Origin of the sequence: Flavobacterium sp. (assembly GCF_043778725.1) — a bacterium.
Taxonomy (GTDB): domain Bacteria; phylum Bacteroidota; class Bacteroidia; order Flavobacteriales; family Flavobacteriaceae; genus Flavobacterium.
In genome coordinates, this window is the sequence record NZ_JAYWFT010000023.1 from 42197 (window position 1) to 57702 (window position 15506).

General features: G+C 33.6%; 14 protein-coding genes. 8 read left to right on the forward strand and 6 right to left on the reverse strand.

Translation table 11 applies throughout. The annotated features are described in order from the left end of the window. Positions 1-8: 8 nt before the first annotated feature. The 4 genes from ACH2CG_RS02515 to ACH2CG_RS02530 all read left to right on the forward strand — a co-directional run bounded on the left by ACH2CG_RS02515 (position 9) and on the right by ACH2CG_RS02530 (position 2833). On the forward strand, positions 9-419 hold the full coding sequence (locus ACH2CG_RS02515; protein WP_395061872.1) for a BrxA/BrxB family bacilliredoxin: 411 nt from the start codon (positions 9-11) through the stop codon (positions 417-419). A gap of 11 nt (positions 420-430) precedes the next feature. Next, positions 431-1423 carry a porphobilinogen synthase gene (gene hemB, locus ACH2CG_RS02520; protein ID WP_395061874.1) on the forward strand — a complete coding sequence of 331 codons (993 nt, stop codon included), beginning with the start codon at positions 431-433 and terminating at the stop codon, positions 1421-1423. A 139-nt stretch (positions 1424-1562) separates the two neighbouring features. Further along, positions 1563-2042 carry a methylated-DNA--[protein]-cysteine S-methyltransferase gene (locus tag ACH2CG_RS02525; protein ID WP_395061876.1) on the forward strand — a complete coding sequence of 160 codons (480 nt, stop codon included), beginning with the start codon at positions 1563-1565 and terminating at the stop codon, positions 2040-2042. A 77-nt stretch (positions 2043-2119) separates the two neighbouring features. Further along, a complete protein-coding gene (locus ACH2CG_RS02530) occupies positions 2120-2833 on the forward strand; it encodes a 3'-5' exonuclease (protein WP_395061878.1) in 714 nt (237 codons plus the stop codon). A gap of 56 nt (positions 2834-2889) precedes the next feature. Here the strand turns inward: ACH2CG_RS02530 and ACH2CG_RS02535 are convergent, their stop codons facing one another. Beyond that, on the reverse strand, positions 2890-5817 hold the full coding sequence (locus ACH2CG_RS02535) for a S8 family serine peptidase (protein ID WP_395061880.1): 2928 nt from the start codon (positions 5815-5817) through the stop codon (positions 2890-2892). Positions 5818-6025: 208 nt separating this feature from the next. Between ACH2CG_RS02535 and ACH2CG_RS02540 the strand changes: the two genes are divergently transcribed. The 4 genes from ACH2CG_RS02540 (at position 6026) to ACH2CG_RS02555 (ending at position 10355) form a co-directional block, all read left to right on the forward strand. Beyond that, positions 6026-7471: a nucleoside recognition domain-containing protein gene (locus ACH2CG_RS02540; protein WP_395061882.1), complete on the forward strand. Its 1446-nt coding sequence runs from the start codon at positions 6026-6028 to the stop codon at positions 7469-7471. A 221-nt stretch (positions 7472-7692) separates the two neighbouring features. Further along, a complete protein-coding gene (locus ACH2CG_RS02545) occupies positions 7693-9294 on the forward strand; it encodes a fumarate hydratase (RefSeq protein WP_395061884.1) in 1602 nt (533 codons plus the stop codon). A 51-nt stretch (positions 9295-9345) separates the two neighbouring features. Then, on the forward strand, positions 9346-9861 hold the full coding sequence (locus ACH2CG_RS02550; RefSeq protein ID WP_395061886.1) for a GNAT family N-acetyltransferase: 516 nt from the start codon (positions 9346-9348) through the stop codon (positions 9859-9861). A 98-nt stretch (positions 9862-9959) separates the two neighbouring features. Beyond that, a complete protein-coding gene (locus ACH2CG_RS02555) occupies positions 9960-10355 on the forward strand; it encodes a hypothetical protein (protein WP_395061888.1) in 396 nt (131 codons plus the stop codon). An 81-nt stretch (positions 10356-10436) separates the two neighbouring features. On the opposite strand, the gene ACH2CG_RS02560 is transcribed toward ACH2CG_RS02555, so the two are convergent. The 5 genes from ACH2CG_RS02560 to ACH2CG_RS02580 form a co-directional block, all read right to left on the reverse strand. Next, positions 10437-11096, reverse strand: a complete 660-nt coding sequence (locus ACH2CG_RS02560; protein ID WP_395061890.1) for a 3-oxoacid CoA-transferase subunit B — start codon at positions 11094-11096, stop codon at positions 10437-10439. Between the two features lie 2 nt (positions 11097-11098). Then, complete coding sequence (locus ACH2CG_RS02565; RefSeq protein WP_395061892.1) at positions 11099-11800, reverse strand: CoA transferase subunit A; 702 nt, start codon at positions 11798-11800, stop codon at positions 11099-11101. Positions 11801-11975: 175 nt separating this feature from the next. Further along, positions 11976-14291, reverse strand: coding sequence for a penicillin-binding protein 1A (locus tag ACH2CG_RS02570; protein ID WP_395061894.1), 2316 nt, complete (start codon positions 14289-14291; stop codon positions 11976-11978). A gap of 6 nt (positions 14292-14297) precedes the next feature. Beyond that, a complete protein-coding gene (locus ACH2CG_RS02575) occupies positions 14298-14780 on the reverse strand; it encodes a gliding motility lipoprotein GldH (RefSeq protein ID WP_395061896.1) in 483 nt (160 codons plus the stop codon). Then, on the reverse strand, positions 14764-15506 hold a 743-nt coding region (locus ACH2CG_RS02580; protein ID WP_395061897.1), incomplete at its 5' end, for a stage 0 sporulation family protein. The genes ACH2CG_RS02580 and ACH2CG_RS02575, both read right to left, overlap by 17 nt.

A 15506-nucleotide genomic window follows, 5' to 3' on the forward strand; every position in this document is an offset into this window, starting at 1 on the left:
AAATAATTATGTATCCAGAAGAAATGGTAAAACCAATGAGAGCAGAACTTTCTGACGCTGGTTTTCAAGATTTATATAATGCAGAAGATGTAAAAAATGCTATTAAAGCAGAAGGGACGACACTAGTAGTTGTGAATTCAGTTTGTGGATGCGCTGCAAGAAATGCTCGCCCAGGAGCAAAAATGAGTTTGGACGGAGCAAAAAAACCAGATCATTTGATAACGGTTTTTGCCGGAGTCGACAAAGATGCAGTTGATGCTGCTAGAGAAGAAATGTTTCCTTTTCCTCCATCATCACCAAGTATGGCTTTATTTAAAAATGGCGAATTGGTTCACATGTTAGAACGTCACCACATAGAAGGTCGTCCTGCCGAAATGATTGCCGAAAACTTGAAAGATGCTTACGCAGAATTCTGTTAAGAAGAATAATTATGTTCCCACTAAGCAGAAATAGAAGATTGCGCACCAACGAAAGTATTCGTTCGATAGTTCGTGAAACATCATTAAGTACTAGCGATTTTATGTTTCCAATGTTTATAGCAGAAGGCAGTAATTTTATTGCAGAGATACCTTCTATGCCTGGAATTTATCGTAGATCATTAGATTTAACAATAAAAGAGGTTAAAGAACTTTGGAGCATAGGAATTAAAGCCATAAATATATATGTTAAAGTTTCTGATAGTTTAAAAGACAATACAGGAAAAGAAGCATGGAATAAAGATGGATTGATGCAAAAAAGCATTCGTGCTATCAAAGATGCAGTTCCAGGTATGATAATTATGCCCGATGTAGCCTTAGATCCGTACTCAATATATGGCCACGACGGAATTATTCATAAAGGACAAATTGTAAACGATGCAACAAACGATGCTTTAACATTAATGAGTTTAAGTCATGCAGATGCTGGAGCCGATTTCGTAGCTCCAAGCGATATGATGGACGGTAGAGTTTTAGCAATACGAAGAGCACTTGAGCAAAATGGACATCATAATGTTGGCATAATGAGTTATTCTGCAAAATATGCTTCCTCTTTCTACGGACCTTTTAGAGATGCACTTGATAGTGCGCCAGTAGATTTACAAGATGTTCCTAAAGATAAAAAAACATACCAGATGGACTATGCCAATCGTATTGAAGCAATTAAAGAAGCATTAGATGATGTAGAAGAAGGTGCTGATATTGTTATGGTAAAGCCCGGAATTGCATATCTAGATATAGTTCGTGAAGTAAAAAATGCAGTAAATGTTCCTGTTGCAGTTTTTCAAGTTTCTGGAGAATATGCTATGGTAAAAGCAGCTTCAGAAAGAGGATGGCTTGACCATGACAAAATAATGATGGAACAATTGATGTGTATAAAACGTGCAGGTGCAAATTTAATTTCTACCTATTTTGCAAAAGAGGCTGCAATTTTAATGAACAAATAAATAGTCAATGGCTCACTTTTATAAAGCGAGCCATTTTTTTGACCGTTCTAAATATTGCGTCAAAAAAAAAGATTTTGAGCTAAGAGCTGCACAATCAAAATTTGACTTTCATTTATTATACTCTTATGGTTTTAAAAAAATGGAAAAATCACACATTGTCTATATAAATTCTCCTTTAGGAATTACTAAAATTGTTGGTGATATAAGTGGTATTTCTATAATTTCTATTTTATCAGAAGGAGAACCGTCGGCAACAATTCCTGATGAATTACAAAATGCTGTTTCACAATTACAAGAATATTTTTCTGGAAAAAGAAATGATTTTAGCTTTAAATTAAACCCGAAAGGCACAGAATTTCAACTCCGCGTATGGCAAGAATTAAGAACTATTCCTTTTGGCAAAACTATTTCATATTTAGACTTGGCTAAAAAACTTGGCGATTATAAAGTTATTCGAGCAGCGGCATCGGCTAATGGCAAAAATCCACTTTGGATAGTTGTTCCGTGCCATCGTGTTATAGGAACAGATGGCTCACTCACAGGTTATGCTGGCGGGTTGTGGCGTAAAAAGTGGTTATTAGAACATGAAAACCCAACAAATCAGCAAAGTTTGTTTTAATTTTAGTCTACATAGAACATTAGATTTATTAGATTTGTAGAAAGTCTTAACCTCTAATGAGTCTAAAAATCTAAATTATGATAGAAAAAATCCGCCTAGATAACATACTATTTCTTGATATAGAAACCGTTCCAGAGGAAGAAAACTTCAATTCTCTAGACGAAGAAATGAAAAATCTTTGGGAACAAAAAACGCAATACCAAAGGAAAGAAGAATTTACACCTATGGAGTTTTATGATAGAGCAGGAATATGGGCAGAGTTTGGAAAAATTGTATGTATATCTGTTGGCTATTTTATCACAAAAGAAGACATTCGCAACTTTAGAGTAACTTCTTTTTTTGGTGAAGAGAAAAAATTATTATTGGAATTTAATAATTTACTCAATAACCATTTTAATAATTCTCAAAATATTTTATGTGGTCATAATGCTAAAGAATTTGACATACCATTTCTAGCCAGACGAATGATTATAAATCAAATTTCTATTCCTGCGAAATTAAACCTTTTTGGAAAAAAACCATGGGAGATTGCTCACCTAGACACTTTGGAATTATGGAAGTTTGGCGATTATAAACATTTTACATCTTTAAAATTACTTACAAAGATTCTTGGAATTCCTTCTCCTAAAGGTGATATTGATGGAAGTCAGGTTGGTCACGTTTTCTATGTTGAAAAAGATATTGATAGAATTGTAACTTATTGTGAAAAAGATGTGATAGCAGTAGCGCAAGTTTTTCTTCGATTTAGAAAAGAGGATTTATTAATAGAAGATGAAATAACTCATGTATAAAAAAAGGGTGTCAAACTACTAATTTGACACCCTTTTTTTTACAGACCATTATATATTTAACGTCTCAATATTATTTTTTTGGTAATTGACCCCAAAGTATTTTCTATTGTAACTAGATATATTCCGTCTTGAAGATTTTCTATATTAAAACTAGAATTAACTTCGGAAGTCTCTTTTGTTAGAATTTGTCTTCCTTGAAGATCAAAAAGAGCTATTGTTGATTTTTCAGAAATATTAGGAATTGTAATAGAAACCAATCCTTTAGTTGGATTAGGGTAAATACTAGTCTCTAACAAGGCATTTTGTGAAACAGATAAAGCAGGAATTACTCTACATAAATCTATGCTAAATAAATTAACAATACCACCATCACCATTGTATGGGTCATCTACTATAAGAGTCCATTCACCATCGGCAGGCAAAGCATTTAAAGAGCTCAAACTATCTAACGGAGCAATACTTCCAGAAATTGAAGGATTTCCTGAACAAGCAGGAGCAATTCCAGAATCATCTAGTATACAAGCAATATTGTCATTATCGCCACATGCTTCTTGAAAAAGTCTAATTACTGGACTGCCTATTGAAGCTGGACCGACTAATGAGATTGTCATGTCTTGAACATATGTATGGGTAATATTTAAATTAACATTTATATCGCCAATTGTATAACCTCCAGTTATGGTTAAAGGCACACTTGCTCCTGAGTTTGCTACAGAAGCAATTGTTGCATTAGAGTAATCTTGAGCAGCAAATGATTGATCGCAAGCTAGTGTTCCAGTATCGAATGAAAATATAGTTGAAGAAGCAGAATTTCCATTGCCACATCTGTTAGTTGGAGTAACTCTCCAATAGTAACGTGTTGCTTGACTTAATCCGTTTACAAAATATTGATTAGTAGTAACATTTGTCGCAACTAGTGGATTTGCAAAAGAAGTAGATGTTGCTACTTGAATATCATACGACTCTGCATTAAATTGATTGTTCCATTTTAATATTGCAGAAGTTGAAAGACCAGATTGTCCATTACTAGGATTTGTTAATACTACATTTTGAAAAGTACCATTGTAAACTTTCAATGATTTCATTCTAGTTTCTGTCTCCGACCCATTGTTTCCAGTTATTCCTACAAAATATTCTCCAGGAACAATATTAGACAATCCTGATAATGTCATTGTAACATTTCCGTTCGCATTTAATGATACTGGAGTAAAAGTTGCTACCGCACCAGATGGTAATCCTGTAGCAGAAAATGTAGTTGTAGCAGTTCCTGTTTGTTTATAATTGAATGTATAAACTGCATTTTGACTAGAACAAACTTCCAAATTTGCAGAAGTTGAATTAATTGCAAATGCTGAATTAATTCCTGTTATCACTAAAGAATAATTTTGATTATTATTAACCAATACTCCTTTGTGAGTAACTGTTATTGTATAATTTCCAGAAGTAGGACTATCAATTTTAACTTGCTCAACGTTATCTACATTGTTATCTCCAGTTCTAACTGCAGGACTGTTTGGATCAAACTGAAGTTTCCAAGGAAAAAAAGTAGTTGTGTTTTTTGTAATTCTTATATCTAAATCGTTAACCAACGCTCTTGATCCTTCATTGGCAAGATCGCCACCATATGGAGTTCCTGGAACATCTGTCCAAGTTATTGATGCAATTAAAGGTGTAGTTCCATTAGAGTTTACATTCATAGTAAATGTTTGTCCCTGACTTAAATTTTCTTCTGAAACCCAAGAACTCAATCCATTATTAGAAATTGCTTGAGCAGCGCTTTTTGCGTTAAGTAATCCCCAACCAAAAACAGGATCTGGACCAATCTCTCCTGCATCGTCGGCAGTATGACAAGCAATTCCTTTTAATGTTGCAGATCGCATAAAACTATTTGTTATATTTTTATAATGTTGTTGCAACAAAATTAATGTTCCAGCAACATTAGGAGACGACATTGAAGTTCCAGTATATGAAATAGTAGATGTATTACTTGTACTATTTGTAGAGGTTACATTTGTTCCATTTCCTGTAATGTCTGGTTTTATTCTATAATCATCTGTTGGACCTTGACTACTAGAAGAGTTTATACTTACACTAGTTAAAACTCCATTAGCTCCAATTATAGCATCTTGAGCATTTGCTACAACTAAATTATTTTTACTTGTTTTATTTGTTGTTAGTTTATCAAAACCAGCGGCTAAAGGTTCAGCATTAGCATTACTCTGTCCGTCATTTCCTGCAGAAGCTACTTGTAAATAATATGGTGAAAGATAGGCTATTTCATCCCAAGAGAAAGAATTGTAGGTGTAGGCACCAATAATCCAAGCTGCCAATGGTCCGTTTGTTCCAGTTATTGGCACACCATAAGAGTGATTGGAAACTAACATTCCCAATTGAATTTCTGATAACGCTTCAGATTCGTCGTCTGTCCAGTTGAAAGTTCTTGCAGTAGCTTGCGATGCCATACCTTTAATATTTGCTGGAGACGCAGCAACCATTGTACCAGTAACGTGTGTTGAATGACTGCTTAAAGTTCCTGTTGGATCATCAATAACTGTAACTCTTCCGCCAAATGCGTTGTGCGTAGTTCTAACGGCATCGCCATCCCAAACCCTAACAGTCATTCCTTGTCCATCAAGATTTAGTCCAAGTGCGCCACCAGTATTTAAAAAATTTGTTCTAGTAGAGATTGCAGCATTTGCATTATCTGTAGTATAATAAATAGGATATCCATCATCTGTTAATCGCATTAATTCCGACTTAGATCCATCTTCATTTTCAACAACTATTGGCCAATTATTTATTTTAGCAACAGCAATAGCTTTAGTTTTTTCATTCTCTGCTTTTTTTCTGTAAAAAATTTCTTTCTCTTTTAATTTTGCTAAATCATAATTTGCAATTATTTGCTTTACATCGCTAGGAGATTGGCTTTGTACAAATAGGCAAAACAGAAAGAATAAGAGAGATAATAGGTATTTATTTTTCATTTAGTTTGTGGTTTTTCTTTTTTTTGTAAACAAATATATACATCACAATTTAATATTTTAAAATTTTAACAAATATTCTATCTGATGTTACTAATTGTTTAAGAACTATAGTAAGGATGCTATTAAAATTTAAGCTAAATAACGTTACTACTTAAAAATATTTCATTACAATTTCAATATACATTATATTTACGAAAAAAAACAAATCATGGTATTAAGTAGATTTTGGCTCGCTATTTTTATTTCATCAATAACTTTTGTAATTATAAGTTTATTTACAGGAAATAGCTATACCATTGACTTTGTTTTAAACGGAAAAAAAGACGACCCAATTCTTATTTCTGAAAAATATATTCAAGATTTACCAATTTTTATAAAAGATAGTATTGAAAAGGCGCCCAATAAGACAATGGTTATCAATCGCGATACTTTAAATCTTGATACTACCTATGTTTACTCTAGCAAAACGGTAAAAATCTTTAGCGGTAAACAAAAAAGTGATGGGTTATTACCAACCTGTAAAGTCAGTTTATTTGATATTGTTTTACCATTAATGGCGTATTTGGCCTTCTTTTGCGGATTGATGGAATTGCTAATTATTTCTGGAGCTTCAGAAAAATTGGCTCGAAAATTAAGTCCTGTTTTTTCTCAAATTTTTCCATCGGTTCCTAAAAATCATGAGTCTATTTCCTACATGACATTAAATTTTGCAGCCAATTTTCTAGGATTAGATTCAGCTGCAACACCATTTGGATTAAAAGCCATGGAGAGTTTGCAAGAATTAAATCCAGAAAAAGATAAAGCTAGTGATGCACAAATCATGTTTATGTGTCTTCATGCCGCAGGATTAACTTTAATTCCAACATCTATTATTGGTTATCGTGCTGCTGCAAATGCTGCAAACCCTGCCGATGTAATGCTTCCTTGTATTATCACATCATTCATTGGAACCATTGCAGCAATGATTATTGTGGGAATTCGACAAAAAATTAACTTCAAAAGCGCTACTTTATTAGTTGCATTAATGACCATTGTATCTGCTATAGTTGGTTTATTATTTTATATCAATACCTTAGATTTAATTGGTAAAAACTTTTTTACATCCAATCTATCAGGACTTATGTTAATCTTAATCATTGGATTTACTTTGGTATTTTCATTTATTTATGAAAAGAAATTTATAGAAAAAAATACCACAATTTTCGACACTTTTGTAAATGGAGCTAGAAATGGTTTAACAACAGGTGTTACTATTTTTCCTTATGTAATGGGAATGTTGGTTGCCATTTCTTTCTTTAGAAACAGCGGTTTGTTTGAAATTATGAGTAATGGAATTTCGTTTGCTTTTTCAAATATTGGAGTAAGTAAAGAGATTACAGATTCACTTCCAGTTGCCATGCTTCGCCCATTTAGTTCAAGTGGTTCACGAGGTTTTATGATTGACTCTATGAATACTTATGGAGTAGATTCACTTACTGGAAGATTGAGTTCTATTTTTCAATGCAGTGCCGAAACTACGTTTTATGTAATTGCGGTTTATTTTGGCTCTGTAAAAATTAAAAACACTCGATACACACTTGGAACGATGCTTTTAGTAGATTTGATTTGTGTTATTACTGCGATTTTTGTGGCTAGTTGGTTTTTTGTAAAATAGTAATATGTACGATTTCTTCCATCTAGTTTGTCATTTTGTTGATAATGTCTTGATTTGAATAATTAATTTAGGAACAAAATCATTTGATGAAGTTATTCAAAAAGATAATTTTTGGATAGGCTTTGTATTTCTTGTTTTTGTTTTTTTGCACTTTATTCTACAACTTAATTTTCTTCAATCCACCAACTTTCCGTAACTTTACACTTCAAAAACATTTCAAAATGGACTTTATATATCAAGATCCGTATCCGATATTAAAAGACGATACACAATACAAGAAACTTACTTCTGACTTCGTAAAAGTTGAGCAATTTGGCGATAGAGAAATTCTAACTGTTGATCCAAAAGCATTAGAATTAATGGCACAAGAAGCCATGAACGACGTTTCATTTATGTTACGAACAGCACATTTACAAAAGCTAAATAACATTTTAACCGATCCAGAAGCGACCGATAATGATCGGTTTGTAGCTTATAATTTATTACAAAATGCATCTGTAGCCGTTGAAGGTCAGTTGCCATCTTGTCAAGATACAGGAACTGCAATTGTAATGGCAAAGAAAGGCGAAAGTGTTTTTACAGGAGTTGATGATGCCGAATGGTTGTCGAAAGGAATTTTCAATACGTTTCAAAATAAGAATCTTCGTTACTCACAAATTGTACCGATTTCGATGTTTGAAGAGAAAAATTCAGGTTCGAATTTGCCAGCTCAAATTGATATTTATGCTAAAAAAGGAGCTTCTTATGAGTTTTTATTTTTAACAAAAGGTGGCGGTTCTGCGAACAAAACATTCTTATATCAAAAAACAAAATCGTTGTTGAATGACAAATCAATGGAAGAATTTGTTCGCGATAAAATTAAAGATTTAGGAACTTCTGCTTGTCCGCCCTACCATTTAGCTTTGGTAATTGGCGGAACTTCTGCTGAAGCTAATTTATCGGCGGTAAAAAAAGCATCGGCAGGATATTTTGACCATCTTCCAACAACAGGAAATATGTCTGGTCAAGCATTTCGTGATTTAGAATGGGAGAAAAAAGTATTATTATATTGTCAAGAAAGCGCTATTGGAGCACAATTTGGAGGAAAATATTTTGCGCATGATGTTCGTGTCATTCGTTTGCCACGTCATGCTGCCTCTTGTCCTGTTGGATTAGGAGTTTCATGTTCTGCCGATAGAAATATCAAAGGAAAAATAACTAAAGACGGAGTTTTCTTAGAACAATTGGAAGTAAATCCACAGCAATTTTTACCTGCCGTTCCGCCACATTTGGAAGCAGCAGTTGATGTAGATTTAAATCGTCCAATGGCAGAAATTTTGGCTGAGTTATCTAAATATCCAATTAAAACCCGATTAAAATTAAACGGAACTTTAATTGTGGCTCGTGATATTGCTCATGCAAAAATTAAAGAAATGTTAGATGCAGGAAAACCAATGCCAGAGTATTTCAAAAACCATCCTGTGTATTACGCCGGACCAGCAAAAACTCCAGACGGAATGCCATCAGGAAGTTTCGGGCCAACAACTGCAGGACGAATGGATGTTTATGTAGAGGAATTTCAAAAAGCTGGTGGAAGTATGATTATGCTTGCCAAAGGAAATAGAACCAAAGAAGTGATGGAAGCGTGCAAGAAATATGGCGGATTCTATTTAGGCTCGATTGGTGGACCAGCAGCAATTTTAGCTCAAGATAATATTTTAAAAGTTGAAGTTGTAGATTTCGAAGAACTTGGAATGGAAGCTGTAAGAAAAATTACGGTAAAAGATTTTCCAGCGTTTATTATTACAGATGATAAAGGAAATGATTTCTTTGCTAATTTATAAAATTGAGGTTGTACTTTAAATGCAATTGTAAAAGAGAAAGCATTAAACAAAATGAATCTTCCGCCATACACTACTTTTCCAACTCTTAAAGATGAAAAAATTTCTTTAAGAGATGTTACTGAAACTGATATTGAAGCGCTTGTAGCAATTTCATTTTATAATGCTATTAAAGCCACATCGGTTAAGAATGCAGCAGAAATGCAAGCAAAAATTGATAAAGATTATGTTGATGGCAACTCTATTCATTGGTGTATTATAGACAAACAGACTAATAAAATTGTAGGAACTTGTGGCTATTATAGAGGACTCGATAAAGCAGAAGGTGAACTTGGCTGTATTTTATTGCCTCAATATAGAGGAAAAGGTTACATGAGTTGTGCGATGTTACTAGCAATCGAATTTGGACTAAACACTATTGGACTAAAACGCATTTTAGCAATTACAAACCAGAAAAATGACAAAGCAATTAAACTTCTTGAGCGACTTAACTTTATAAAAAAAGCTGCTTTAGAAGATAATGAAATTGAATATGAATTGAGAACCAATAATACTGCAATTACCACATAATATAATAAATGATATTTTTGGTTTTGGTCTTTTTGTTACTAAACTAACATCTTAAACCAGAAAATCATTTTATACAATAAAACCACAAACAAAAAACTATGCCTTTTAAAGAAACATTTTCTGAATTTTACACAAAAGTTAAAATTAGTCTAGAGGAAGGAACTTTTGCTAAATTGACTCTGGCTAAAACTATCGGAAATACTGAATTGATGAATATTTACGTTCGTCCAATAAAGGATGAGGATGTATTAAAATTGGAATTAAAATTTAAATTTCAGCAAGAAGAATTATTTGAAATTCATACGATAGAAAATGCTTTTCCAAGATTATTAGAGTTTATAAATAATCCTTTCTTAAGTGCAATTTTGTTTACTACCGAATTTGATTTGACTTATAAATTGAATAAAAAACGAGCTATAAGTATTGTCGAGCAATTTCCTAGTTTTACTCACGCATCACCTGTGATTATTGAATATTTGCAAAGTAAGAAATAATATAATTGTCATTACAACGAAGGAAAAATAACACAATTTGAATAACTTGGTGATATTCCTCTTTCGTTGGAATGATAAAAACTAATCAATAACCATTTCTGGAATTTCACCTTCAATAATTAATGTTGCTTCGGTTGATGCAATGATGTGATCTACAGAAACTCCCGGCGCACGTTCTAATAATTTAAAACCTTGTGGTGTGATTTCTAAGACAGCTAATTCTGTAACTACTTTTTTTACACATCCTACGCCTGTTAATGGTAGGCTACATGTTTTAAGAATTTTACTTTCGCCAGCTTTGTTAACGTGCATCATTGCTACAATAATATTTTCGGCAGAAGCTACTAAATCCATTGCGCCGCCCATTCCTTTTACCATTTTTCCTGGAATTTTCCAGTTGGCGATGTCTCCGTTTTGAGAAACTTCCATTGCGCCTAGAATGGTTAAATCTACTTTTTGAGAGCGAATCATTCCGAAACTGAAGGCAGAATCAAAGAAACTTGCTCCAGGTAAAGTGGTTATGGTTTGTTTTCCTGCATTGATTATATCAGCATCTTCTTCGCCTTCAAATGGAAATGGTCCCATTCCGAGTACACCATTTTCGCTTTGAAATTCGACTGAAATATCGGTGCGAACATAATTGGCAACCAAAGTTGGAATACCAATTCCTAAGTTTACATAATAGCCATCTTTTACTTCTTTAGCTATTCGTTTTGCTATATCGTTTTTGTCTAATGCCATTGCTATTCTCTTTTGCGAGTGGTACGTTGCTCAATTCTTTTTTCAAATTTTTCACCTTGGAAGATCCTTTGAATCATAATTCCAGGAATATGAATTTCGTTAGGATTTAAGCTTCCTGCTGGCAGCAATTCTTCAACTTCGGCGATGTTTATTTTTGCAGCGCCAGCCATAACAGCATTAAAATTTCTTGCGGTTCCTTTAAAAATTAGGTTTCCAGCTTCGTCACCTTTCCATGCTTTTACTATAGAAAAATCAGCTTTATATGCTAACTCCATGATGTGCATTTTTCCGTTGAATTCGCGTGTTTCTTTGCCAATTGCTACTTCAGTTCCAAATCCTGCTGGTGTGAAGAATGCTGGAATTCCTGCTTGCGCTGCACGACATTTTTCGGCTAAAGTTCCTTGTGGTGTAAGTTCAACATCAAGTTCTTCTGAAAGCATTTGACGTTCAAATTCAGCGTTTTCTCCAACGTAGGAAGAAATCATTTTTTTGATTTGCTTTTTTTGAAGTAATAAACCCAATCCAAAATCATCTACGCCAGCATTATTGGAAATGCACGTTAAATTGGTTGTTTCCTTTTTTACTAATTCGGCAATTGAGTTTTCTGGAATACCGCAAAGTCCAAAACCACCTAACATTATAGTCATGTTATCTTCAATTCCTTGAAGTGCGTGTTGAACTGATTTTACTTTTTTATTAATCATAATCTTAGCTAAGAATTTTACTGATTTTCTATAACTTATATTTTGTTTCCAAGCCGTTCTGTTATTTTAGCCCTGATAGGAACGGCATCCTTTCTTGTCTTGAACTTGTTTCAGGATCTTGAAACAAGTTCAAGACAAGAAAGATATAGTGTAGAGCAGGATTAGCTTCTAGAAACTACAATCCAAATTCTTCTGGATTTTGTTCTTCTACATCTGTTGAGTCATGTACTACGCGTTTTGGTGGAGTGTAACAATCTACTTTTATGGCGAAGTTTTCGGGTTTTTCAAATTCTTCTTTAGAGATTTGAAGGTCTTTATCTTCATAACATTTTTTCATAAAATATCCCCAAATTGGTAGTGCGGCTGTTGCTCCTTGACCATAAGTAATGCTTTTAAAACGAGCCGAACGATCTTCGCATCCTACCCAAATACCAGTTACAAGATTGGGAACCATACCGATAAACCAACCATCGGATTGATTTTGGGTTGTTCCTGTTTTTCCTGCAATTGGGTTTTTGAACATGTATGGATATCCTGTCCAACGGTTATCGCCACTTCCGCCACCTTCTGTTCTTAGTCTTTCTCCAGAACCGCCTTCGGTTACTCCTTCTAATAATTTTATTACTGCAAAAGCTACGTCTTTGTTTAAAACATCGTGAGATTCTGGAACTGGTTCATAGATTACTGCTCCGTTTTTATCTTCAATTTTTGAAATAAATTGGGGTTTTATGTAAACACCTTGGTTGGCAAATGTGCTGTAAGCGGCAACCATATCTTGAACGGTAATATCAACGGCGCCAAGTGCAATGGATGGTTGGACAGGAATTTCGGAAGTTACGCCAAGTTTATGTGTAAGTTCTACAACGGCTTCTGGACCAGTTTTGTCAATTAATTTGGCAGAAATTGTATTGATGGAATTGGCTAATGCTTTTTTCAAAGTTACCATTCCGCGGTATTTTTGATCAGAATTTCTTGGTTCCCAATCTTCGGTTACGTGATGGCGACCTTTTCTAATTATAAACGGACCATCAATTATGGTATCGCAAGGCGACATTCCTAATTGGTCTATTGCTGTGGCATAAACAAAAGGTTTGAAGGTTGAACCTACTTGTCGTGCGCCTTGACCTACGTGATCGTATTGGAAATATTTATAATTGATTCCGCCAACCCAAGCTTTTACTTGACCCGTTTGAGGTTCCATTGACATTAAACCAGCTTGAAGAAAATGTTTGTAATAGCGGATTGAATCCATTGGTGTCATTGTAGTATCGCGCTCGCCATTCCATGTAAAAATGGTCATTTTGGTTTTTACTTTGAATGATGCAATAATTTCTTCATCGGTTTTATCATCGGCTTTTAAAATTCTCCATCGTTCGGAGTTTTTCATAGCTTGTTTAAAGATTTTATCTGTTTCGGCTTCGGTAATGTTTACAAAAGGCGCAGTTTTATTGCCTTTTTGCTGAATCCAGAATTCTTCTTGTAGGTTTTTTATATGTGCCAAAACAGCTTCTTCGGCATGTTCTTGAATTTTAGAGTCAATAGTTGTATAGATTTTTAATCCGTCACCATAAATATCATATTCTTCACCATTAGGTTTTTTATTTTCTTTCACCCAATTTTTCATGTAATCGCGAAGGTATTCTCTAAAGTAAGTTGCAGTTCCATCAAGATGACTTTCGGGATGAAAGTTCAAGACGATTGGTTTTTTCTCTAGCATTTTTTTGGCCGATTCTTCAAGATGGTTGTTTCTAACCAATTGACCAAGAACGATGTTTCTTCTTTTAATAGCTTTTTCTGGACGACGAACCGGATTGAATAATGAAGGATTGGTTAACATTCCTACTAAAAGAGCACTTTCTTCTACATTCAAATCGCGTGGTTCTTTGTTGAAATATACTTTAGCAGCAGAGCGAATTCCTACTGCACCATTTACAAAATCTACTTGATTGAAGTATAATGCAATGATTTCATTTTTTGTATATTGTCTTTCAAGACGTACTGCAATAATCCATTCTTTTGCTTTTTGAATCATTCTAAAAGGAAGAAATTTAGAACCTTCACCGTGAAATAATAATTTGGCTAATTGTTGAGTAATGGTACTTGCTCCACCATTAGAACCAAGTCTTACAGCAGCACCAATAGTTCTTTTACCATCAATTCCTGAATGTTCATAAAAACGTTCATCTTCAGTTGACACTAATGCATCTACTAGTGATTTCGGCAAATCTTTATATTTTATTGCGGTTCTATTTTCATTGTAAAATTTACCTAAAACAACGCCATCCGATGATATTATTTCTGTAGCTAAATTAGATTCTGGATTTTCTAAATCTTCAAATGAAGGCATTGCACCAAAAAGTCCCCATGATGCAAATAGAAAAAACAATAAAAAACCACCAAGTCCATAAAAAAACACTTTCCAAAATTTCTTAGAATAATATTTTATATCTTTTACTTGAGCTTTATTTGAAGTACTATTTTTTTGAGCCATAATTTTTTAGTCTAAAGTTTCTACTCTAAAACCTATTTCTGTAATTCCTTTTAAATTTTCCATTCCGGCAACTTTCCCAGTTTGACGAACTGCTTGCTGAATGTGAACTTTGTATTCGCCTTTCATAGTAAACTCTTTTTCTTTATAAAAAAGCTTACTTTCTTTAATATCTGAAAACCCATCGCCCATTAACGTTCCGTCTGGATTTGCCATCTTATACTCTAAAGTATCTACAATTACTTTTTTGTTTGGTTGTTCTAAAGAGACAATTAGAAACAAATTATCAAAAGGATAATCGTTGTTGTCTCTAACATTTACATATAAATTGTACTTTTTTGTAGCATCTAGTTTTGGCAACTTAAAGTTTATGATACTGTCGCGATGCCAAGAATTTCCTACGGTTTTATATTCGTCAAAAACTCTTTTTTTATCACAAGAAATGATTGAAAGAGCAACTAAAATAAAGAGGATACTATTTTTTATCTTCATTTTTTTTAATAATTATAGGTCTTTTATTTTGAGGCTTTTGATTTGGATTCTGGTTAGGATTCTGATTTGGATTGGGTTTGGCATTTGGATTAGGCTTAGCGTTTGGATTTATTTTTGCACCAGTATTTTGGGCCTGATTCGGATTTGGATTCGAATTTTGTCCTTGAGTTGTAACTTTATTTTTGTTTTTATTATTGTTGTTGTTGTTTTTCTTCTTTTTAGGCTGATCGAAACGCGTTAAACTTTCTTGTCCCATAGCGTTATTGAAGTTTGCCTCTTGTTCAACTACAATTTCAATAGCAAAATCTTCTAGTGAAGAAACTCGTTTTTTCTCTTTATTTTGTGCAACTATTTCCCTTACTTGTTCAATTTTTAACACATGCCAATTTGCAAAATTATCGGTATAGGCAAACCACATTAATCCTTTAAAAATATCTTGTTTTTGACAAATTGCATCTCCTTTTTCGGTATGTAATTTTGTTTCAAAATCTGGAAAATCTTTTAAAGCGTCCAGATAGGTATCCAATTCATAGTTTAAACAACATTTTAACTTACCACATTGTCCTGCTAATTTTTGAGGATTTAACGACAATTGTTGGTAACGTGCTGCCGATGTATTTACACTTCTAAAATCAGTTAGCCATGTAGAACAACACAATTCTCTTCCACAAGATCCAATTCCGCCAAGGCGAGCTGCTTCTTGACGAAAGCCCACTTGTTTCATTT